Here is a 21,387-nt window from a genome sequence, read left to right on the forward strand (position 1 = left end):
CGGGTGGGTGTGAAGGTGGCGAATGCCTCGGCCAGCCTACGCGGGCTGCAGACCGATGGCGACATCCTGCGGGCGGACGGGTGAAGGCAGCTGGGTCTCGCCCATGAGGTAACGGTCGACGCTCGCGGCAGCCGCACGGCCTTCGGCGATCGCCCACACGATGAGCGACTGGCCACGGCCGGCATCGCCGGCGACGAAGACGCCGGGAGCGGTGGTCTGGTAGTCGTCGTCGCGGTGCACGTTGCCGCGGTCGCTGAACTGCGCTCCGAGCTGCTGATCGAGAAGCGCCTGCTCGGGACCGGTGAAGCCCATTGCGATGAGCACGAGATCGGCGGGGATGTCGCGCTCGGTGCCGCTCTTGGGCACGCGGCGGCCATCGACGAACTCGGTCTCGGCGACGCGCAGTGCGCGGACCTCGCCCACGTCGTTCGAGAGGAACTCCACGGTGGAGGCGAGGAAGGACCGTTCGCCGCCCTCCTCGTGCGCGGACTGCATCTCGAAGAGCGTCGGGGTCATGGGCCACGGCTGGTGCTCGGGGCGCTCGCCCGGGGGGCGGCGACCGATCGCCAGGTTCGTCACGCTCAGCGCGCCGTGCCGGTGGGCCGTGCCGATGCAGTCCGCACCGGTGTCGCCACCGCCGATGACGACGACGTGCTTGCCCTCCGCGGTGATCTGGTTGGGCACCGCATCACCGGCGACGGCCTTGTTCGACTCGACGAGGTATTCCATCGCGAAGTGCACGCCGGCCAGATCGCGGCCCGGGATCGGGAGGTCTCGGGGGATCGTCGCGCCGGTGGCGATGACGACCGCGTCGTAGCGCGCGCGCAGATCGCTCCACGAGATGTCCTTGCCGATCTCGACGCCGGCGCGGAAGCGCGTGCCCTCGTCCTGCATCTGGCGAAGGCGCGACTCGAGGTGCTTCTTCTCCATCTTGAAGTCCGGGATGCCGTAGCGCAGGAGTCCGCCGATGCGGTCGTCGCGCTCGAACACCGCGACGGTGTGCCCGGCGCGGGTCAGCTGCTGTGCAGCGGCGAGGCCGGCCGGACCTGACCCGACGACGGCGACCGTCTTGCCGGTGAGGCGTCCCGGCGGTTCGGGCTCGACCCAGCCGTTGGAGAAGGCCTCGTCGATGATCGAGACCTCGACCTGCTTGATCGTGACCGCCGGCTGGTTGATGCCCAGCACGCACGAGCTCTCGCACGGGGCCGGGCAGAGGCGTCCGGTGAACTCCGGGAAGTTGTTGGTCGCGTGCAGCCGCTCGATCGCCGCGCGGCCTTCGCCGCGCCACGTCAGGTCGTTCCACTCCGGGATGAGGTTGCCCAGCGGGCAGCCCTTGTGACAGAACGGCACGCCGCAGTCCATGCAGCGCCCGGCCTGGCGGCGCAGCACCGCTGTGTCACCCGGCTCGTAGACCTCTTTCCAGTCCATGATGCGCACCGGCACGGGCCGCCGCGGGGGCAGCTCTCGCTCGGTGACCTTCAGAAAGCCCTTCGGGTCAGCCACCCGTCACCTCCAGGATGCGGTTCCAGACGACGTCGCCGTCGGGGTCCAGCCCCTCGGCGACCGCGTCCTGACGGGTCTGCAGCACCGCGGCGTAGTCGCGCGGCATGACCCTCACGAAATTGTCGAGCTCGCTCTCGAAGTCGTCGAGGAGCGCCTGTGCGAGCGATGACTCGGTCTCGGCGATGTGCTGCACGAGCAGGTCGCGCAGGATCGCGGCATCTCCGGATCCGAGTTCGCCCAGCTCGAGCTCACCGGTGGCCAGCGCCTCGCGGTTGACCAGCTTGCGGTCGAGCTTGTACACGTATGCGGTGCCGCCCGACATGCCGGCACCGAGGTTGCGGCCGGTGGCGCCGAGGATGACGGCCAAGCCGCCGGTCATGTACTCGAGCGCGTGGTCGCCGACCCCCTCCACCACCGCGGTGGCGCCGGAGTTGCGGACGAAGAACCGCTCCCCCACGACGCCGCGCAGGAACAGCGTGCCCTGCGTCGCGCCGTAGCCGATCACGTTTCCGGCGATCACGTTCTGCGACGCGTCGAAGGCGGCGCGGCGCGGCGGCCGGATGACGATCTGGCCACCGGAGAGACCCTTGCCCACGTAGTCGTTGGAGTCGCCCTCCAGCCGCAGCGTGATGCCGGCCGGCATGAAAGCGCCGAGCGACTGTCCTGCCGAGCCGGTGAGGTTGACCACGATGGACCCCGACGGCAGCCCGTTCTCGCCTCGTGCCCGCGTGACGTGGTGTCCGAGCAGGGTCCCGACCGCGCGTTCCGTATTGCGGATCGGCAGATCGATCGTGATCTGACCGCCGTGGGCGAGGACGTCCTGGGCCCGCTCGATCAGCTGCACATCGAAGTGCTTGTCGAGCTCGTGCAGCTGCGCGGTGGTGTTGCGCCGCGGCTCCTCGGCAGCGAAGACCGGACCCTCGAGCACCGGCGTGAGGTCGAGCCCGCTCGCCTTCCAATGCTCGATGGCGCCGTTCACGTCGAGCAGCTCGGAGTGGCCGATCGCCTCGTCGAGCGAGCGGAAGCCGAGCTCGGCGAGGTACTCCCGCACCTCTTCGGCGATGAACTCCATGAAGTTCACGACGAACTCGGGCTTACCGTTGAATCGAGCGCGCAGCACGGGGTTCTGCGTCGCGACGCCCACCGGACAGGTGTCGAGGTGGCACACGCGCATCATGATGCAGCCCGAGACGACCAGGGGCGCCGTGGCGAAGCCGAACTCCTCGGCACCCAGCAGCGCGCCGATGACGACGTCACGGCCGGTCTTGAGCTGCCCGTCGACCTGCACCACCACGCGGTCGCGCATGCCGTTGAGCATGAGCGTCTGCTGCGTCTCGGCCAGCCCCAGCTCCCATGGCGTGCCCGCGTGCTTGAGGGAATTGAGCGGGCTCGCGCCGGTGCCGCCGTCGTGGCCGGACACCAGGATCACGTCGGCCAGGGCCTTGGCCGTGCCGGCCGCGACCGCGCCGATGCCCGACTGGCTCACGAGCTTGACGTGGACGCGGGCGCCCGGGTTGGCGCGCTTCAGGTCGAAGATCAGCTGCTTGAGATCCTCGATCGAGTAGATGTCGTGGTGCGGGGGCGGCGAGATCAGGCCGACGCCGGCCGTCGCGTGCCGCGTGCGGGCGACCCACGGGTAGACCTTGGTGGGCGGAAGCTGGCCACCCTCCCCGGGCTTCGCGCCCTGGGCGAGCTTGATCTGGATGTCGTCGGCCTCGGTGAGGTAGAGGCTCGTCACGCCGAAGCGACCCGAGGCCACCTGCTTGATCGCGCTGCGCCGTTCGGGGTCGAGCAGCCGGTCGACGTCCTCGCCGCCCTCGCCGGTGTTGGACTTTCCACCCAGACGGTTCATCGCGATGGCGAGGGTCTCGTGCGCCTCCCTCGAGATCGAGCCGTAGCTCATCGCCCCGGTGGAGAACCGCTTCACGATCGACGAGACCGGCTCGACCTCGTCGATCGGAACGGGGGTGCGCCCCTCGGTCTTGAAGCGGAAGAGGCCGCGCAGGGTCTTCAGCTCGCCTGCCTGGTCGTCGACCAGCTTCGTGTACTCGCGGAAGATGTCGTATCGACGCGTGCGCGTGGAGTGCTGCAGCCGGAAGACGGTGTCCGGGTTGAAGAGGTGCGGCGAGCCGTCGCGACGCCACTGGTATTCGCCGCCGGTCCACAGTCGCTCGTGCGCGCGGACCGCCGCGTCCTCCGGGTACGCGAAGTCGTGCCGGGCCTGGTTCTCGGCCGCGATCTGCTCGATGCCGATGCCCCCGAGCTTGGTCTCGGTGCCGGTGAAGTATGTGTCGACGAACTCCTGCGAGAGGCCGATCGCCTCGAAGACCTGTGCACCGGCGTAGGACGAGACCGTCGAGATGCCCATCTTGGACATGATCTTCAGCACGCCCTTGCCAAGGGCGTAGATCAGGTTCTTGACCGCCTTCTCGGGCGAGACGCCGGTGATGAAGCCCGCGCGGACGAGGTACTCCACCGTCTCCATCGCGAGGTACGGGTTGACCGCGGACGCGCCGTACCCGATGAGCGTCGCGACGTGGTGAACCTCGCGCACGTCGCCGGCCTCGACGACCAGGCCGACCTTCATGCGGTTCTCGCGTCGGATCAGGTGGTGATGGATCGCCGAGAGCATCAGCAGCGACGGGATCGGCACCAGGTCCTTGTTCGAGTCGCGGTCGCTCAGGATGATGAACTCCGCGCCGTTCTCGATCGCTTCGTCCACCTCGGCGCACATCTCGTCGATGCGCGCCTTCATCGTGCCGGGGCCCGCGTCGAAGTGGTAGAGGCCGCGGATCGTGACGGACCGCCGTCCCGGAAGGGCCTTGTCGATGTTCTGGAGCTTGGCCAGTTCGTCGTTGTCGATCACCGGGAAGTCCAGCGTGATCGCGCGCGCGTGGTCGGCGCCCCAATCGAGCAGGTTTCGCTCGGGCCCGAGCCCGAGAGACAGCGAGGTGACGACCTCTTCGCGGATGGAGTCCAGCGGCGGGTTGGTCACCTGCGCGAACTGCTGCGTGAAGTAGTCGAAGAGCAGCCGGGGGCGCTCGCTCAGCACTGCGACGGGGGTGTCGGAGCCCATGGCGCCCAGCGGCTCGGCTCCGGTCTGACCCATCGGCGTGAGGAGGATCCGCACTTCTTCCTCGGTGTAGCCGAACGTGCGCTGACGGCGGGTGATCGAGGCGATCGGGTGGACGATGTGCTCGCGCTCCGGCAGGTCGGCCAGGCGGACCCGGCCGCGGTCGAGCCATTCCTGCCACGGGGCGAGGTCGGCCAGCTGAGACTTGATCTCATCGTCCTCGACGATGCGCCGCTGTGCGGTGTCGACGAGGAACATGCGGCCGGGACGCAGTCGGCCGCGGCGCTTGATGCGCTCGGGCTCGAAGTCCAGCACACCGGTCTCACTGCCGATGACGACGAGGCCGTCGGTGGTCTCCGTCCATCGGCCGGGACGGAGTCCGTTGCGGTCGAGCGTCGCACCGACGAGCGTGCCGTCGGTGAAGATCAGCGCAGCCGGACCGTCCCACGGCTCCATCTGCATGGAGTGGAACTCGTAGAAGGCGCGGACCTTCGGGTCGATGTCGGCCTGCTTCTCGTACGCCTCCGGCACCATCATCATGATCGCGTGCGGCAGGCTGCGGCCGGTGAGCGTCAGCAGCTCGAGGACCTCGTCGAACGACGCCGAGTCACTGGCGCCCTCGGTGCAGATCGGCAGCAGCGGACGGATGTCGCCGAGCAGCTCGGACTCGAGCTGCGACTGGCGCGCGCGCATCCAGTTGCGGTTGCCGTTGACCGTGTTGATCTCGCCGTTGTGCGCGAGCATGCGCAACGGCTGGGCGAGCGGCCAGGACGGGAAGGTGTTCGTGGAGTACCGCGAGTGCACCACGGCGAGCTCGGAGGCGAAGCGCTCGTCCTGCAGGTCGGGGTAGAACGGCTCGAGCTGCAGCGTCGTGACCATGCCCTTGTACCCGAGGGTGCGCGCCGACAGCGAGACGAAGTACGCGTCGAGCTCGGTGCGGGCCCGCTTGCGCAGCCGGAAGGTGCGGCGGTCGAGCGCGATGCCCGACAGCGCGGGCGTCTCGCCCATCGCCGGGTGCGAGACGAACAGCTGCTCGAACGCGGGCCGTGCCTCGAACGCCAGCTTTCCCAGGTGCTCTTCGGACGTCGGCACTTCGCGCCAGCCCAGCACGGTGAGGTTCTCGGATGCCGCGATCCGCTCGATCCCGGCCTTCTGGGCGGCACGTGCCTCGTCATCCCGCGGAAGGAAGATCATTCCCGCCGCGTACTCCCCCACCGGCGGCAGTGCGAAGTCGACCACGGCGCGCAGGAATTCGTCGGGCATCTGCGTGAGGATGCCGGCGCCGTCGCCTGTGCCGGCATCGGACCCGATGGCACCGCGGTGCTCGAGGTTGCGAAGCGCGGTCAGCGCCAGATCGATGATGTCGTGGCCGGCGTGACCGCGCAGCGTCGCGACCATCGCGAGGCCGCACGCGTCCTTCTCGAACGCGGGGTTGTACATGCCCTGCTTCGCGGGAAGACCCGCGAGTTCCGCAGTGGGGTTGTTCGCCTTCGTGGAGGCGAGACGACGGGGGCTCGAAGCCATACCTACCGTCCTCACATTGATGCTCAAGATGGGACGACGTCGGCCCTGGGGCGCGTTCTCCGGGGAAGACCGCGTTGATCGTGGCGGCTCTGAGTGAGAGCCCGGCTCACGGCTGCGCTTGTGGCGCCCGTTCGTCGACGACGGACGCCGGGGGTTCGCTGACGTCGACGAAGTCGTCGGTGTTCTGCGATTGTACAGCCCCTTCCGGCGTCCACTCGCGCCCGGGGACATACGGCGACGGCTCATATCCAGGATGACGGCGCTTCTGCAGGAAGAAGATCACGAGTCCGAGGACGACGCCGGCGATGGCGGCCCACACATTGGTGCGGATGCCGAGGAAGATGTCGCTCGGATCGATGCGGATCGACTCCCACACGATGCGGCCGGCGCTGTACCAGATCAGGTAGAGCGCGAAGAGCCGGCCCCACTGCAGGCGGAAGCGGGCGCCCACCCACAGCAGCACCAGCACGCCCAGGCCGTTCCACAGCACCTCGTACAGGAACGTCGGGTGGAAGAGGGTGCCCTCGGGCAGCCCGATCGGCCACGCGGGGTTCGGATAGTCGATCTCGAGACCCCACGGGACATCGGTCGGCAGGCCGAAGAGCTCCTGATTGAACCAGTTGCCGAAGCGGCCGATGGCCTGTGCCAGCAGCAGACCGGGCGCCAGCGCGTCGGCGAACGTCCAGAACCGGATGCCGGTCCACCGGCACCCGAGCCATGCGCCGACCGCGCCGCCGATGAGGGCGCCGTAGATCGCGATGCCGCCCTCCCAGATGTACAGCGCCGAGAGCGGGTTCGCGCCCTCACCGAAGTAGAAGTCCCAGTGCGTGACCACGTGGTAGATGCGGGCCGCGATGATGGCCAGCGGCACCGCCAGCAGCGCGATGTCGATGACCACCCATGGCTCGGCACCGCGTTTGGTGAGGCGACGGTTGGTCAGCAGCACCGCGATGATGATGCCCGTGATGATGCACAGGGCGTAGATGTGGATGCGCAGCGGGCCGAGGTCGAAGTAGCTGATCGACGGGCTCGGGATGCTGGCGACGACGCTCGCGGCGGCGTTGATCATGGGAGAACCGTGTCCTTGCTGGTGGGAGTTCGGCGGCGGCCGACCTCAGAAGTCTAGTTCGAGGCCCGCGCGGTGCCCGAAGCGATGGAGCGCGCGGTCTCGGAAAGCCCTTCCAGGCCGCCGTCACGCAGCGCGCGAACGAGTGCGGTGCCGACGATCGCGCCGTCGGCGTACTCGAGCACGCCGCTCACGTGTGCCGCGTGGGAGATTCCGATGCCCACGCATGCGCGCACGGCACCGTCGGGGCTCGTCGCGCCGCGCGTGCGAAGCCGTGCGACGAGCGTCCGGGCCGCGGCATCCAGCTGCTCCCGCTCTCCCGTGATCCCCATGGTCGAGACGGTGTACACGAAGCCGGTCGAGTTGGCGATGATCAGGTCGAGACGCTCGTCGGTCGACGTCGGGGCGGCGAGGAAGACCCGGTCCAGGCCGGTGCGTTCACTGGCGGCGATCCACTCGGGTGCAGCCTCGGGCGTGACATCGGGTGTGATGAGCCCCGCGCCGCCGGCGGCCGCCAGGTCGTCCGCGTAGCGGTCGACCCCGTACTGGAGCACTGGATTCCAGTACGTCATGACGAGCACCGGAACATCCACCCGCCGGGTGATCTCGCGTACGGCGGTGAACGTGTCGCGCAGGCGGAATCCGCCGGCCAGTGCGGCCTGCGTCGCTTCCTGGATGACCGTGCCGTCCATGACCGGATCGGAATACGGCGGTCCGAGCTCGAGCACGTCCGCACCGCTCTCGGCGAGGGTCACGGCCGCCTCGACGCTGGTCTCGAGATCGGGAAAGCCGATCGGCAGGTAGCCGATGAAGGCGCCGCGTCCCGCGGCGTGTGCGGCGTCGATCGCCGCGGCCACCCGCGAGGTCATAGCTTGGTGCCCTCTCCCTTGGCGGCCTCGTCCCCCGGCGCGGCGTCCACCACGGCCGCGTCGTACAGCTCGAAGTAGCGCGCGGCGGTATCCATGTCCTTGTCGCCGCGGCCCGAGAGGCACACCGCGAGGATCGCATCGGGGCCGAGCTCACGCCCGACCCGGAGCGCGCCGGCGAGGGCGTGCGCCGACTCGATCGCCGGGATGATGCCCTCCGTCTCGGAGAGCAGGCGCAGGGCCTGCATGGCCTCGTCGTCGCTGGCAGGGATGTACTGCGCCCGCCCGATCGAGGCGAGCCACGCGTGCTCGGGTCCGACGCCCGGGTAGTCCAGCCCCGCCGAGATCGAGTGCGACTCGATGGTCTGACCGTCCTCGTCCTGCAGGACGAACGTCTTCGCACCGTGAAGGACGCCGGGCCGGCCGCGCTCGATGGACGCGGCGTGGCGGTCGGTGTCGACGCCGTCCCCGGCGGCCTCCACGCCGTACAGCGCAACACCCTCGTCGTCGAGGAAGGCGTCGAACATGCCGATCGCGTTGGAGCCGCCGCCGACACACGCCAGGACGGCATCCGGCAGACGGCCGGCTTCCTCGAGCAGCTGGGCCCGCGCCTCTTCGCTGATCACCTTCTGGAAATCGCGCACCATCGCCGGGAACGGATGCGGTCCCGCAGCCGTGCCGAAGATGTAGTTCGTCGTTTCGACGCTCGCCACCCAGTCGCGGTATGCCTCGTTGATCGCGTCCTTGAGGGTGCGTGAGCCGGTCGTGACCGGGATCACCTCTGCGCCGAGCAGGCGCATGCGCGCGACGTTCAACGCCTGGCGCTCGGTGTCGACCTCGCCCATGTAGATCGTGCAGTCGAAGCCGAACAAGGCGGCTGCCGTCGCGGTCGCGACGCCGTGCTGCCCGGCACCCGTCTCGGCGATGACGCGCGTCTTGCCGAGGCGCTTGGTCAGCAGCGCCTGCCCGAGCACGTTGTTGATCTTGTGCGAGCCGGTGTGGTTGAGGTCCTCGCGCTTGAGGAACACGCGCGCGCCGCCGGCGTGGGCGGCGAAGCGCGGCACCTCGGTGATCGGCGACGGGCGCCCCGCATACGAGTGCAGCAGGTGCGCCAGCTCGGACTGGAACGCCGGGTCGGCCTTGGCGGCGTCGTACTCTTCGGTCAGCTCGTCGATCGCGGCGATCAGCGACTCGGGCATATATCGGCCGCCGAACTCTCCGAAGAGGGGTCCGGGCGCCTGGCGAAGACTCATGCGCCGGCCTCCAGGAATGTGCGCAGGGTGGACACGGGATCGTTCGTCACGAGGGCCTCCCCCACGAGCACCACGTCGGCACCGGCCGCGCGGTAGTGGGCGACGTCGGCGGGCGCGAGCACCGCGGACTCGGCGATCTTGACGGCGTCGGCGGGGATGCGATCGGCCAGGCGGCCGAAGAGGTCGCGGTCCAGCTCGAATGTCGACAGGTCGCGCGCGTTCACGCCGACCAGTCTCGCGCCGATGTCGGCCGCGCGGTCGATCTCGCTCTTCGAGTGCGTCTCGACCAGCGGTGTCATGCCGAGCTCGAGGGTGAGCGCGTGCAGCCGCTGGAGCACGTCCTGCTCGAGTGCGGCGACGATCAGCAGCACCAGGTCTGCGCCGGAAGCGCGCGCCTCGAGCACCTGATACTCGGTCGCGATGAAGTCCTTGCGGAGCACCGGCACCGATACCGACGAGGTGACGGCCTCGAGATCGGCGAGACTCCCCTTGAACCGGCGCCCCTCGGTGAGCACCGATATGGCCGAGGCGCCGCCTTCCTCGTACCGGCGGGCCTGCAGCGCGGGGTCGGGGATCTCGGCGAGATCGCCGCGGGACGGGCTGGCACGCTTGACTTCGGCGATGATCTTGACGCGATCGGCGGGGGCGAGAGCGGCGAGGGCGTCGCGGGCCGGCGGCTGTGCGAGAGCCGCGGCCTCGACCGCCGCTACCGGGCGTGCCGACGCGCGTCGCTCGGCATCCTCAACCGCGCCGGCCGTGAGGTCGGCGAGCACGATCAGTGCTCTTTCGGGGTGTACTTCGAGCCGTTCACGCCGTAGCCCGCCTTCGCGAGCGCCCAGCCGACGATGAGCCCGACGACCAGGAGCGCGGCGGACGCCCACACCAGAGCGGGCATGTCGAACCAGTAGAAGATCACTCCCAGGGTGACGGCGACGAGCATGATCACGACGGCCGTCCAGGCTGCGGGCGAGTGTCCGTGGCCGGGATCGCCGATGTTGTTGCTCATGGGTGTCCTCCTGGAAAAGCGCGGAATGCCGCCAGTCTAGCGGTCAGGTGGTGGGATCCTCGCCACGCGACAGGTCGTCCCAGTCGTCGATGGCGTCGTGCGGCCGGGATCCGCCGGACGCGGAACGCGCGGATTCTTCGGTGCGGTAGCGGCGTCCCGTGGCCGTCCACCCTCGCGCTGTGGCGACGGTGAAGATGCCCGCCGCGACGAGCAGAACCCACCCCGCGAGCGTGATCGCCGGCCAGGGCGTCGCAGTGATCGACGCGACGAGATCCGATACCGACGACTCGCCGGCGATGCCGGTGGATTCCGTGACGACGGATGCGACGGCCGAGACGGGGTGTGCGAACACGACCTGGGCGCTCAGCCAGGCCAGCACCAGGCCGATCAGCACCGACAGCGCGCCGAACACGTACCGCAGCACCAGGCCGACGATCGACAGAGCGGCTCCCAGGGCGAGCACAGCGAGACTCAGCGGCGCGAGCACCGGGATGGCCGAGGCGCCCGGGACCTCGAGCGCGTGCCCTACGCCGTCGTCGAGGACCGCTGTCAGCCACGTCTGCGTCGAGGAGATGACGCCGATCGCGCCGCACGCGACGGTGACCACCACCGCCAGCAGGCGGGCGCGGCGCATCACGCCTGTCGCTCCGCCACGACCGGGTCCAGGTCGTCGGCGTCGAAGCATGTCCGCGTGCCGGTGTGGCACGCCGGACCGACCTGCTCGACCTCGACGAGGATCGCATCGCCGTCGCAGTCCAGGCGGGCACCGCGCACGAGCTGGATGTTCCCGGACGTGTCGCCCTTGCGCCAGTACTCGCGGCGCGAACGGGACCAGAAGGTGACACGGCCCTCGCTGAGCGTGCGGCGCAGGGCTTCGGCATCCATCCAGCCCAGCATGAGCACCTCGCGCGAGTCCCACTGCTGGATGATGGCGGCCACCAGCCCGTCGCTGTTGAAAGCCACCCTGCCCACGCGCTCGTCGACGGACTCGGTCACGATGACACCTCCCGGACGGCGATTCCCTCGGCAGCGATGGCGGCTTTGACGTCGCCCACCGTCAGCTGGCCGGAGTGGAAGACGGATGCCGCCAGCACGGCGTCGGCACCCGCCTCGATGGCGGGGCCGAAGTCGGCTGCACGCCCGGCTCCCCCGGAGGCGATGACCGGAACGCTCGACAGTTCGCGCATGAGCGCGACCAGCTCCAGGTCGAACCCCTGCTTCGTGCCGTCGGCGTCGATCGAGTTCACCAGGAGCTCGCCCGCGCCGCGCTCGATCGCCTCGCGCGCCCATGCGAGGGCGTCGAGGGAGGTCTCGGTCCGTCCGCCGTGCGTGGTCACGACGAAGCCGGATTCCGTCTCGTCGGTGCGCTTGACGTCGAGTGAGAGCACGAGCACCTGGGCGCCGAAACGGTCGGCGATCTCGTCGATCAGCGCCGGGCGCGCGATCGCGGCCGAGTTGACGCCGATCTTGTCGGCGCCGACCGACAGCAGCCGGGCGACGTCGTCGGTGGAGCGCACTCCGCCGCCCACGGTGAGCGGGATGAACACCTCCTCGGCCGTGCGGCGCACCACGTCGTACGTCGTGGAGCGGTCGTCGACGGTCGCGGTGACGTCCAGGAAGGTGATCTCATCGGCGCCCTGACGGAAGTACTCCGCCGCGAGCTCGACCGGATCGCCCATATCTCGCAGGTTCTGGAAGTTCACGCCCTTGACGACCCGGCCTGCGGCCACGTCGAGGCACGGGATCACGCGGCAGACCAGGCTCATGGCATCACCTCGGGCATCAGAGCCTCGCGTTGTGGATCGCCGTGACCAGGATCGCGCGCGCGCCCATGGCGTACAGCGCGTCCATCACGTGGTTGACCCCGGTGCGGGCCACCATCACGCGCACCGCGACCCATGCGGGATCCCGCAACGGCGAGATCGTCGGCGACTCGATGCCGGGGGCGATCTTCACGGCCTCGTCGACGAGCTCGGCGGGAAGGTCGTAGTCGACCATGACGTAGCGGCGGGCGACCATGACGCCGCGCAGTCGCCGCAGCAGCGTCTGGGTCGCCTCGACGTCGGTCGGGCCCGTGATCAGCACGGCCTCGGACTGCAGGAGCACGGGCCCGAAGATCTCGAGCCCCGCCTGACGGAGCGTGGTCCCGGTCGACACCACGTCGGCAACGGCATCCGCCACCCCGAGCCTGACAGCCGATTCGACGGCGCCGTCCAGGGGCACGAGGTCGACGGCCACGCCGTGGTCGTCGAGGAAGCCGTCGACGAGACCCGGATACGCGGTCGCGACGCGCACGCCCTCGAGATCCTGCACCGTCGAGAACCGGCCGGGCGGGCCCGCGAAGCGGAAGGTCGAATCGCCGAAGCCCAGCGCCTCGATCTCGCGCGCCCCGGGCATGCGGGCGTCCAGCAGCAGGTCTCGCCCGGTGATGCCGACGTCGAGGGCGCCGGAGCCGACATAGGTGGCGATGTCTTTCGGGCGCAGGTAGAAGAACTCGACCTCGTTCTGAGGGTCGATGACGTGCAGGTCCTTGGGATCGCGGCGGCCGGTATAGCCGGCCTCGTGAAGCATGTCGGAGGCGGTCTCGGCGAGCGAGCCCTTGTTCGGCACGGCGATTCGCAGCATGGCGGCGGAGCTTTCGGGTTCGTGGGCGGACGGGGAGGCGCGCTCAGAGATGTCGGTAGACATCCTCGAGGGTCAGCCCCTTCGCGAGCATCAGCACCTGCAGGTGGTACAGCAGCTGCGAGATCTCCTCGGCTGCGGCATCCGTCGACTCGTACTCGGCTGCCATCCACACCTCGGCGGCCTCTTCCACGATCTTCTTTCCGATGGCGTGGACGCCCGCATCCAGCTGCGCGACGGTACCCGATCCCTCGGGGCGCTCGGCCGCCTTCGCGGCGAGCTCGGCGAACAGCGTGTCGAACGTCTTCACCATGCCAGGTTATCGTCCCTGGGATGACCCACGGACCCGCGTGACGTCAGTGCACGAGGATGCTCAGCCCGACCACCAGCAGCCCGAGGGCCGTCGTCGCGAGGGTGCCCAGGATGCGCCAGCCCAGCGGGCTGCCGTTGCGTGCGGCGTTGGCGTACCCGATGACCGCGAGGAGCACGACCCCGCTGCCCAGGGCGAGGAAGTACGCGGTGTACTCCTCGACGACCCCGGTCGCCCCGAGCAGGAGCAGCACGGCGGGCACCAGCATCGCGACGACCATGCCCGACGAGTGGCGCACGCCCTCGGCGACGGCCGTGCCGAGCGGCTTGACGGGCCGGGACGCGCGGCTCGCGACGACGGCGGCGTAGATGTGGGCGAGCCAGAACACCAGGACCGTCCCCACGACGAAGATCAGCACTTCGAGGTCGGTCTCGTCCTCCCAGCCGACCGCGATGAGCGCCGTGACCAGGACGAGGCCGTACACGGCATGTTCGCCGCTGTAGGCGTCCAGGACGCGCCGGATGCCCCGCCTCGGCGGTGCCTGTTCGTCGCTCATGCCTGATGCCGCCTCGCGGCGGCGCGGAGGCCCGCGATGGCGTTCGCGGGATCAGCAGCCCCGAAGACGGCCGAGCCGGCGACGAAGGTGTCGGCCCCCGCCTCGGCTGCCTGCGCGATGGTGGACTCGCCGATCCCGCCGTCCACCTGCAGCCACACGGACGAGCCGCGGCGGCGCGCCTCGTCGGCCAGGCGCCGCAGTTTCGGCATCGTCTCGGGCATGAACGACTGGCCGCCGAAGCCGGGCTCCACGGTCATGACGAGGATCTGGTCGAAGTCGTCGAGCAGGTCGAAGAGCCCGTCCACCGGCGTTGCGGGCTTGACCGCGACACCCGCTCGCGCTCCTATCGACCGCAGGCGCCGCGCAAGCGCGACCGGCTCGGTGGCCGCCTCGAGGTGGAAGGTGACGGATGCCGCGCCCAGCTCGGCATAGCCCGGAGCCCATCGATCCGGGTCGGAGATCATCAGGTGCACATCGAGCGGCACCGGGCTGGTCGCCTGGATGCGCTCGACCATCTGGGGCCCGAACGTCAGATTCGGGACGAAGTGGTTGTCCATGACGTCGACATGGACGAAGTCGGCGGTGGCGATGCGCGCCAGCTCGGCCTGCATGTTGACGAAGTCAGCGGCGAGGATGCTGGGATTGATCCGGATGCCGACCTCGCGGCCGGTCTGGTCAGTGGTGGGCACGCGTCCATTATGGTCGAGCACCACTCGGGCGCCCGGTCGTGACGCGTCTGCTCAGACACGGCGCAACAGCGTGACCGACATCGCGTCGGTGTTGTGCCGATGCGGCCACAGCTGTGCCCTGCCGCTGCCGTCTGCCTGCTCCGGAAGGCCGGGATCGGCATCCGACAGCGTCGCGATCACCTCGCGGGCCGAGATCTCTTCGATCGCCGCTCCCCACTCGCGACGCACGTCGGCGACGACGCCGGCGGTCTCTGCGAGGTGCGGCGAGCACGTGACATACGCGACGACACCGCCGGGCTTCAGGGCGCCCACCGCGGCGTCGAGCAGTTCGCGCTGCAGCTCCGTCAGCGAGGGCACGTCGCTCGGCGCCTTCCGCCACCGCGCCTCGGGGCGTCGGCGCAGCGCGCCCAGACCCGTGCACGGGGCGTCGACGAGGATGCGGTCGTACGTGTCGCGGGCCTCGGCCGCGCGGACGCGTCCGTCCTGCTCCGACACGGGCACCTCCAAGGGCACGCCCTCCAGCGCGCGGCGGACGAGCCCCGCCCGCGCCGGTGAGATCTCATTGGCCTCGAGCGAGGCGCCGTGGGCGAGTGCCTCAGCGGCCAGGACCGCGGTCTTGCCGCCTGGTCCGGCGCACAGATCCAGCCAGCGCTCCCCCGCGCCGACGGGCAGTGCGCGGGTCAGGGCGAGCGCCGCCAGCTGCGAGCCTTCGTCCTGCACGCGGATCCGTCCGCCAGAGCCCCGCACGATGCCCTCGGGGTCGCCGCCGCCCAGGCGGAACCCGATCGGCGAGAACGGGGTGCGCCGGGCATCCTCGGGCGGTTCGGCAAGCCCCGGCAGCGCGGCCATCGTGACGCGCGGCGCCGCGTTGTCGGCGGTCAGGAGAGCTTCGAGCTCGTCGGCGCGACCTTCGGCGGCCAGCGCGCGCCGGAAGGCGCGGACGACCCACACCGGATGCGAGAACAGCAGTCCGAGCTGCTCGTCGTCCGACCTCGCGCTCGCGGCCACGTGCGTCATCCAGTCGCCGGGCGTGTCGCGTGACACGCGTCGCAGCACCGCGTTCGCGAATCCTGCGGCCCCGCGTCCCGCAGCGGCTCGCGCGAGCTCGACGGATTCGTTCACGGCCGCGTGCGAGGCGACGCGCGTCGAGAGCAGCTGGTGCACGCCCAGGCGCAGTGCGTCCAGGACGGCCGGATCGATCTCGTGCACGGGGCGGTCGGCGGCGATCGCGATCACGGCGTCGTACGTGCCCTGGCGGCGCAGCGTGCCGTACGTGAGCTCGGTGGCCAGAGCCGCATCGGCGCCGGCGAGTCCTGCGCGCACGATCGAGGTGGGCAGCAGCAGGTTCGCATAGGCATCGGACTCGTGCACCGCGCGGATCGTCTCGTACGCCACGCGCCGCGCGGCCACCGTCGCACTCATGCCGCCACCACCGTGTCGCCGCTGCGGAGACCGCGCCACCAATCGGCGGCACGCATCGCGCCCTTGCCGGCCGGCTGGACGGTGTCGATGACCACGGGCACGGAGCCCGTGCCGGCCACCACCTCGCGACTGTGCAGCGCGAGCGTGCCGGGCGCCAGGGCGGGAGCATCGGCCGGGGCACGCCGGACAGCAAGCACCTTCAGTCGCGCGCCGTCGACCGACGTATGGGCTCCGGGTTCCGGAGTGACGCCGCGGATGCGGCCGAGCACGGCGTCGGCGGGGTCGCTCCAGCGGATGCGGCCGTCCTCGTCGCCGAGCTTCGACGCGTACGTCGGCTCCCCTCGCTGCGGCCGAGCCACCGCGGTCCCCTGCGCGATGCGCTGGACGACGTCGACGAGCAGGTCCGCGCCTTCGAGCGCGAGTGCGTCGAGGAGCTCACCTGCGGTCGCGTCATCCGGGATGTCCATCGCGAGCTCGCCGAACACGTCCCCGGCGTCGAGTTCGGGAACCAGCTGGAACACGCTGGCACCCGTGCGCCGGTCGCCGGCGATGAGCGCATGCTGCACGGGGGCGGCGCCGCGCCAGCGCGGCAGAAGCGAGAAATGCAGATTGATCCAGCCGTGGACCGGTGCCGCCAGCAGCGGCTCACGCACGAGACCCCCGTACGCGACGATCACTCCGAGGTCAGGCGCGAGCGCGGAGACCTGCTGGGTGACGACGCCATTCAGGCGGTCTGCGCGGATGACATCGAGCCCGATTTCTTCGGCGGTCGCCGCCACCGGCGACGGCGTGAGCACGCGCTTGCGTCCCAGCGGCGCATCGCGACGCGTGATGACCGCGGCGATGTCGTGACCGGATGCCGCCAGTCGGCGAAGCGACGGGACGGCAGGCGCCGGCGTGCCGGCGAAGACGAGGCGCATGAAGCTCCCTGCGTGGCGGATCAGAGATCGAGGTCGGGCACGTCCACCCGCACTCTCAGTGTATTGGCGGGGCCGGCCGGACGTCCCTTCGCAGGACGACGCGCCTTCACGGCCGCGGCGACGACGGATGCGCGAAGGCTCTCGGCCACGCGCGGTCCGAGCCCGTAGTCGAAACGCACCAGGGCCCGCATGGCGTCGTTGCGCGGGAGCGGACCGAGCACGGCCTCCGCATCGAGCTCCGGCACGGACCGTCGCAGTTCCATGAGCGCGGCATCGACCGCAGCACGCGCTCCGTCCACCGCGGCGACTCGCACGGTGGGCGGCATCCGCAGCGGCGCGCGATCGGCCAGTTCGGCGCGTGCGTACCCCGCATGCGTCCATGTCGCGAGAGCGCGCGCGACGGCTCCTCCCACCCCCACCAGGTGCACCGGCGCACCAGGCGCCGCAAGTGCGGCGGCGTTGGACCACCAGCGCAGGCAGGACTCCCCGATCCGCAGGTCCTCGGCCATCAGCATCCGATCGCCGTCGAGCAGGATGACCGCGCGGTATCCGCCGACCGCCGGAGGCTCGGCGCCGCGGGTGGCGACGACCAGCGTGGGACGCGCCTCCACCTGCGGCACCGGGTGGTCGCCGTCGGCGACGATCACGCGGGTGCCGGGGAACGCGCGCCCCAGTTCGTCCGCGGTGCGCTCGCTGCCGGAGGAGGCCATCCGCAGCAGGGTCCCCGAACATTCCGTGCACGCCCAGCGCGTGGCGGCCCGGCCGCACCAGCTGCACGCGGGTACGGCGCCGGGGCGGGCTGCGTGCAACGGTCCGCCGCAGTGCGCGCACCGGGCGGGATGCCGGCACTGCGCGCACACCAGCACCGGGGCGTATCCGGGCCGCGCGACCTGGACGAGCACCGGTCCGCTCTCGAGTGCCTCGCGGGCCGTGGCGAACGCGGACGAGGGGACGCGGGCGCCGCGGGACTCCCCCTCGCGCGTCGCGCTCAGCACGACGCGCGGACTGCGGCGGCGTGCGGCCGGGAGATCGCGCACCCACCCGACCGCGACGAGGCGCTCGACATCGGTCGTGCGGGTGTGCCCGGCGAAGATGAGCGCGCCCCCGTCGAGCTCCTGGCGCAGCAGTGCGGCATCTCTCGCGTGGACGCCGGGGCTGAGCGGCTCGGCCAGCAGCGGATCGCCGTCGTCCCACAGTGCGACCAGCCCGAGTTCGGACACCGGGGCGTACACCGCCGACCGGTTGCCGATCACGGTGCACGGCACCGCCGCCAGCGTGCGCAGAAAGGCCGCGTAGCGCTCAGGACCGCTTCGCTTCGCGTCGTCGCGCACCAGCGCATCGGCGGGCACATGCGCCGCGAGCGCCGCTTCCAGCTGGGCGCGGTCGCGATGATCCGGCATGGCCACGATCGCACTGCGCCCGCTCCCGAGCGTCTGGACCGCGGCCGCGGCGAGGAACACGGCCCACGACCCGACCGGTGTTCCGTCCGGCAGCTGCGCGGGGCTCGGGGGCGCATCCACCGCGAGGCGTTCGCCGGCATCGACCGCCTCGGCCAATCCCGGATACGCCGACAAGACCTCGCGCGCCCAGGCGAGCGACTCCTCGGTCACCTCCGGACGGGCCGGTGCCTCGGCGGCGAGCCACGCCTTCTCGGCCCGCACCATGCGTCGCGGAATCGCGAGACGCAGGATGTCACTCGCCGACCCGGCGGCACGATCGGCTGCGCGCCGGGCGAGCGCGTACAGACCCGCCGTGAGCACGGGAACCGGTGACACCACGGCGTCGAGTTCGGAGAGCGGGCGGTCCGAGGCATCCGGATCCCCGATCTCGACCAGGTATCCGTCCACGACCCTGCCGGCGCTGCGCAAGGGCACGCGCACCCTCACGCCCGGCACGGCAGCGGACGCGAGATCGTCGGGGATCTCGTAGTCGAACAGACGATCAAGCTGCGGCAGTGGCGAGTCGATGAGAACCCTCGCCACCCGGCGGGCCGTCACTGTCTGCCCTTGAGAGGTCGTGCGTCGTCGCGCACCGCGCTCACGCGGCGTTCTTCAGAGCCCTGCTGCCGCGCGAAGGGCGTCAGCACGGTCGGTGCGTTCCCACGTGAAGTCCGGCAGCTCGCGACCGAAGTGCCCGTACGCGGCCGTCTGGGCGTAGATCGGCCGCAGCAGGTCGAGCTCGTCGATGATCGCCCTCGGACGCAGATCGAACACGTCGAGGATCGCGCGGGTGATCGCCTCGTCCGACACTCGACCCGTGCCGAAGGTCTCGACGTACAGGCCGACGGGCTTCGCCTTGCCGATCGCGTACGCGACCTGCACCTCGAGCCGCTCGGCCAATCCCGCCGCGACCGCGTTCTTGGCGACCCAGCGCATCGCGTACGCCGCCGAACGGTCGACCTTCGACGGGTCCTTGCCGCTGAACGCTCCGCCGCCGTGCCGCGAGGCGCCGCCGTAGGTGTCGATGATGATCTTGCGACCGGTGAGCCCGGCGTCGCCCTTGGGGCCGCCGATGACGAACGGGCCGGCCGGGTTGATGTAGAACTGCACGTCGGGCAGCTCCAGCCCGGTCGACTCCAGCACCGGATCGATGACCTCGGCGCGGACCGCCGCGCGCAGCGCCTTCTGCGAGATGTCGGGGTTGTGCTGCGTCGACAGCACGACCGATTCGACCGTCTTCGGCGTCTGACCGTCGTAACCGAGCGTGACCTGCGTCTTTCCGTCGGGTCGCAGGAACGGCAGAGCGCCGGAGCGCCGCACCTCGGCGAGGCGCTCCGCCATGCGGTGGGCCGTCCACGCCGCCATCGGCATGAGCTCGGGCGTCTCGGTGGTGGCGTAGCCGAACATGATGCCCTGGTCGCCGGCACCCTGCAGGTCGTGGGGGTCCTCCGAGCCGTCCTCACGCCGCTCGAACGCCTTGTCGACGCCGGCCGCGATGTCGGAGGACTGGGCCCCGATCGACACGCTCACACCGCACGAGTCGCCGTCGAAGCCGGTCTCACTGGAGGTATAGCCGATGCGATTCACCACGCTGCGCACGATCGCGGGGATCTCGACGTAGGCGGAGGTCGACACCTCTCCTGCGACGTGCACGAGCCCGGTGGTCACCAGCGTCTCGACAGCGACCCGGCCATCGGGGTCCTCGGTCAGGATCGCGTCGAGGATCGAGTCCGAGATCTGGTCGCAGATCTTGTCGGGATGCCCCTCGGTGACGGATTCGGACGTGAACAGACGCAGGTCGGTCATCGATGCTCCAGATCGGAAGGGTGCCGGCACCAGTATGCCCCCGAGAGCGGACATGTCCGCTCTCGAGGGCATCGGGACGTAACGGCGGTCTACTCGACGTGACGAAGACGCAGCTTGTCTTCGTGGATCTCGTGCAGCGCGATCGTGAGCGGCTTGTCTTCGACCGTCGAGTCCACCAGGGGGCCGACGTTGTCGAACAGGTTGCCCTCGTGCAGGTCCGAATAGTAGTCGTTGATCTGACGGGCGCGCTTGGACGCGTAGATCACGAGCTGGTACTTGGAGTCGACCTTCTCGAGAAGAGTGTCGATGGGGGGCTCGATGATGCCCTGGTTCGTTCCGGCCATGGCGAAACCTCCTGGATCGGATGACGGGATGGAAGTCTTTCGGGCCTCGGCGAGCCGAGGCATCCATTCATTCTACGCGAGGCGGGCGGGTCACCGCGCAAGGCGGGCGACTTCATCAGCGGCGCGCGCCACGTCGTCGTTGACCACGCGGTAGTCGAACTCCCCCTGCGAGGCGAGTTCGGCTTTGGCGGTGCGCAGCCGCCGGGCGCGCTCAGCCGCGTCCTCGGTGCCGCGTCCCACGAGCCGCTGGACCAGTTCGTCCCAGCTCGGCGGGAGCAGGAAGACCAGGGTCGCCGAGGGATCGGCGGCGCGCACCTGACGGGCCCCCTGCAGATCGATCTCGAGCAGCACCGTCCGCCCCTCCGCGAGAGCGGCCTCGATGGGGCGGCGCGGCGTGCCGTAACGATAGGCGTTGTGCACTGTCGCGTGCTCGAGCAGCTCGCCGGCGGCGATCATGCGATCGAACTCGTCGTCGTCGACGAAGAAGTAGTGCTCTCCGTCGACCTCGCCGGGCCGCGGCTTGCGCGTCGTGGCAGAGACCGACAGATGGATCTCGGGGTGGTGCTCCTTGATGTGCGATGCGACGGTGCCCTTGCCGACCGCGGTCGGCCCCGCCAGGACGACCAGGCGGCTCCTGCTGTCGCGAGGCTGCAGCTCCGGCCAGCGCTCGTCGAGGAACCGGAGGAGGTCCTCGCGCTGCCGGGAGCCCAGTCCGCCGAGACGCTTCACGGGCGAGATCTCGAGGTCTTTCAGGATGCGGTCGCGCTTGCCCTCGCCGATGGCGGGGATGGCGGTGAGGAACTCCGGCACGCGCATCGCACCGGCGGGTGCGGACGGATCGGCCAGGGCACGCCGCAGGAGCTCCTGCGGCGTGATGACCCGCATCGCGACATCCTTCTTCAAGGCGGCGCGTTCGCGGCGTGCGGCGACCGCGCGGCGGGATGCCGCCGCTCGATCGACCTCGGGCGGAGTGCGGGAATCAGGCATG

Annotated in this window: 20 protein-coding genes; all 20 read right to left on the bottom strand. The window is 70.4% G+C overall.

The genetic code is table 11. From position 1 onward, the window contains the following. Positions 1-36: 36 nt before the first annotated feature. The 20 genes from HF576_RS16080 to gmk all read right to left on the bottom strand — a co-directional run bounded on the left by HF576_RS16080 (position 37) and on the right by gmk (position 21,386). Positions 37-1,503: a glutamate synthase small subunit gene (locus HF576_RS16080; RefSeq protein WP_168913864.1), complete on the bottom strand. Its 1,467-nt coding sequence runs from the start codon at positions 1,501-1,503 to the stop codon at positions 37-39. After that, positions 1,496-6,100: a glutamate synthase large subunit gene (gene gltB / locus HF576_RS16085; protein ID WP_425523013.1), complete on the bottom strand. Its 4,605-nt coding sequence runs from the start codon at positions 6,098-6,100 to the stop codon at positions 1,496-1,498. The genes HF576_RS16080 and gltB overlap by 8 nt, the downstream gene beginning before the upstream one ends. A 106-nt stretch (positions 6,101-6,206) precedes the next feature. After that, a complete protein-coding gene (gene lgt / locus HF576_RS16090; RefSeq protein WP_168913865.1) occupies positions 6,207-7,169 on the bottom strand; it encodes a prolipoprotein diacylglyceryl transferase in 963 nt (320 codons plus the stop codon). A gap of 53 nt (positions 7,170-7,222) precedes the next feature. Further along, positions 7,223-8,035 (bottom strand): tryptophan synthase subunit alpha, encoded by an 813-nt coding sequence (trpA, locus tag HF576_RS16095; protein ID WP_168913866.1) that lies wholly within the window; start codon positions 8,033-8,035, stop codon positions 7,223-7,225. Then, positions 8,032-9,285: a tryptophan synthase subunit beta gene (gene trpB / locus HF576_RS16100; protein ID WP_168913867.1), complete on the bottom strand. Its 1,254-nt coding sequence runs from the start codon at positions 9,283-9,285 to the stop codon at positions 8,032-8,034. Before trpB ends, trpA begins: the two co-directional genes overlap by 4 nt. After that, on the bottom strand, positions 9,282-10,058 hold the full coding sequence (gene trpC / locus HF576_RS16105) for an indole-3-glycerol phosphate synthase TrpC (RefSeq protein ID WP_168913868.1): 777 nt from the start codon (positions 10,056-10,058) through the stop codon (positions 9,282-9,284). The genes trpB and trpC overlap by 4 nt, the downstream gene beginning before the upstream one ends. Before the next feature lie 2 nt (positions 10,059-10,060). Beyond that, positions 10,061-10,291 carry a DUF6704 family protein gene (locus HF576_RS16110; protein ID WP_168913869.1) on the bottom strand — a complete coding sequence of 77 codons (231 nt, stop codon included), beginning with the start codon at positions 10,289-10,291 and terminating at the stop codon, positions 10,061-10,063. Between the two features lie 43 nt (positions 10,292-10,334). After that, entirely contained in the window at positions 10,335-10,925 is a 591-nt protein-coding gene (locus HF576_RS16115) for a Trp biosynthesis-associated membrane protein (protein WP_168913870.1), read from the bottom strand. Continuing rightward, the gene (gene hisI / locus HF576_RS16120) at positions 10,925-11,287 is read right to left on the bottom strand and encodes a phosphoribosyl-AMP cyclohydrolase (protein WP_168913871.1); all 363 of its coding nucleotides are present in this window, start codon (positions 11,285-11,287) and stop codon (positions 10,925-10,927) included. The genes HF576_RS16115 and hisI overlap by 1 nt, the downstream gene beginning before the upstream one ends. After that, positions 11,284-12,057: an imidazole glycerol phosphate synthase subunit HisF gene (gene hisF / locus HF576_RS16125; protein WP_168913872.1), complete on the bottom strand. Its 774-nt coding sequence runs from the start codon at positions 12,055-12,057 to the stop codon at positions 11,284-11,286. The genes hisI and hisF overlap by 4 nt, the downstream gene beginning before the upstream one ends. Before the next feature lie 16 nt (positions 12,058-12,073). Next, positions 12,074-12,916, bottom strand: coding sequence for an ATP phosphoribosyltransferase (gene hisG, locus HF576_RS16130; protein ID WP_168913873.1), 843 nt, complete (start codon positions 12,914-12,916; stop codon positions 12,074-12,076). A gap of 43 nt (positions 12,917-12,959) precedes the next feature. Beyond that, positions 12,960-13,223, bottom strand: a complete 264-nt coding sequence (locus HF576_RS16135; protein ID WP_168913874.1) for a phosphoribosyl-ATP diphosphatase — start codon at positions 13,221-13,223, stop codon at positions 12,960-12,962. A gap of 46 nt (positions 13,224-13,269) precedes the next feature. Then, positions 13,270-13,779, bottom strand: coding sequence for a hypothetical protein (locus HF576_RS16140; protein ID WP_168913875.1), 510 nt, complete (start codon positions 13,777-13,779; stop codon positions 13,270-13,272). Continuing rightward, positions 13,776-14,468 carry a ribulose-phosphate 3-epimerase gene (gene rpe, locus HF576_RS16145; RefSeq protein WP_168913876.1) on the bottom strand — a complete coding sequence of 231 codons (693 nt, stop codon included), beginning with the start codon at positions 14,466-14,468 and terminating at the stop codon, positions 13,776-13,778. The genes HF576_RS16140 and rpe overlap by 4 nt, the downstream gene beginning before the upstream one ends. 51 nt (positions 14,469-14,519) lie before the next feature. Beyond that, a complete protein-coding gene (locus HF576_RS16150) occupies positions 14,520-15,890 on the bottom strand; it encodes an RsmB/NOP family class I SAM-dependent RNA methyltransferase (protein WP_168913877.1) in 1,371 nt (456 codons plus the stop codon). After that, positions 15,887-16,810, bottom strand: a complete 924-nt coding sequence (fmt, locus tag HF576_RS16155; protein WP_168913878.1) for a methionyl-tRNA formyltransferase — start codon at positions 16,808-16,810, stop codon at positions 15,887-15,889. Before fmt ends, HF576_RS16150 begins: the two co-directional genes overlap by 4 nt. Before the next feature lie 20 nt (positions 16,811-16,830). Then, complete coding sequence (locus HF576_RS16160; protein WP_168913879.1) at positions 16,831-18,807, bottom strand: primosomal protein N' family DNA-binding protein; 1,977 nt, start codon at positions 18,805-18,807, stop codon at positions 16,831-16,833. Between the two features lie 54 nt (positions 18,808-18,861). Beyond that, entirely contained in the window at positions 18,862-20,055 is a 1,194-nt protein-coding gene (metK, locus tag HF576_RS16165; protein ID WP_168913880.1) for a methionine adenosyltransferase, read from the bottom strand. Between the two features lie 89 nt (positions 20,056-20,144). Next, positions 20,145-20,399, bottom strand: a complete 255-nt coding sequence (gene rpoZ / locus HF576_RS16170; protein WP_168913881.1) for a DNA-directed RNA polymerase subunit omega — start codon at positions 20,397-20,399, stop codon at positions 20,145-20,147. A gap of 90 nt (positions 20,400-20,489) precedes the next feature. Then, entirely contained in the window at positions 20,490-21,386 is an 897-nt protein-coding gene (gmk, locus tag HF576_RS16175) for a guanylate kinase (protein WP_168913882.1), read from the bottom strand. Position 21,387 lies beyond the last annotated feature (1 nt).

It is taken from the genome of Microbacterium salsuginis (genome assembly GCF_012524205.1).
Classification (GTDB): Bacteria; Actinomycetota; Actinomycetes; order Actinomycetales; family Microbacteriaceae; genus Microbacterium; species Microbacterium salsuginis.

Bases quoted from the DNA above. Each gene is read 5' to 3' on its own strand.
- HF576_RS16110 (WP_168913869.1), bottom strand. From the start codon at position 10,291: ATGAGCAACAACATCGGCGATCCCGGCCACGGACACTCGCCCGCAGCC.
- trpA (WP_168913866.1), bottom strand. From the start codon at position 8,035: ATGACCTCGCGGGTGGCCGCGGCGATCGACGCCGCACACGCCGCGGGA.
- HF576_RS16115 (WP_168913870.1), bottom strand. From the start codon at position 10,925: ATGCGCCGCGCCCGCCTGCTGGCGGTGGTGGTCACCGTCGCGTGCGGC.
- trpB (WP_168913867.1), bottom strand. From the start codon at position 9,285: ATGAGTCTTCGCCAGGCGCCCGGACCCCTCTTCGGAGAGTTCGGCGGC.
- hisG (WP_168913873.1), bottom strand. From the start codon at position 12,916: ATGCTGCGAATCGCCGTGCCGAACAAGGGCTCGCTCGCCGAGACCGCC.
- gltB (WP_425523013.1), bottom strand. From the start codon at position 6,100: ATGGCTTCGAGCCCCCGTCGTCTCGCCTCCACGAAGGCGAACAACCCC.
- lgt (WP_168913865.1), bottom strand. From the start codon at position 7,169: ATGATCAACGCCGCCGCGAGCGTCGTCGCCAGCATCCCGAGCCCGTCG.
- fmt (WP_168913878.1), bottom strand. From the start codon at position 16,810: ATGCGCCTCGTCTTCGCCGGCACGCCGGCGCCTGCCGTCCCGTCGCTT.
- HF576_RS16140 (WP_168913875.1), bottom strand. From the start codon at position 13,779: ATGAGCGACGAACAGGCACCGCCGAGGCGGGGCATCCGGCGCGTCCTG.
- rpoZ (WP_168913881.1), bottom strand. From the start codon at position 20,399: ATGGCCGGAACGAACCAGGGCATCATCGAGCCCCCCATCGACACTCTT.
- metK (WP_168913880.1), bottom strand. From the start codon at position 20,055: ATGACCGACCTGCGTCTGTTCACGTCCGAATCCGTCACCGAGGGGCAT.
- gmk (WP_168913882.1), bottom strand. From the start codon at position 21,386: ATGCCTGATTCCCGCACTCCGCCCGAGGTCGATCGAGCGGCGGCATCC.
- hisF (WP_168913872.1), bottom strand. From the start codon at position 12,057: ATGAGCCTGGTCTGCCGCGTGATCCCGTGCCTCGACGTGGCCGCAGGC.
- HF576_RS16150 (WP_168913877.1), bottom strand. From the start codon at position 15,890: ATGAGTGCGACGGTGGCCGCGCGGCGCGTGGCGTACGAGACGATCCGC.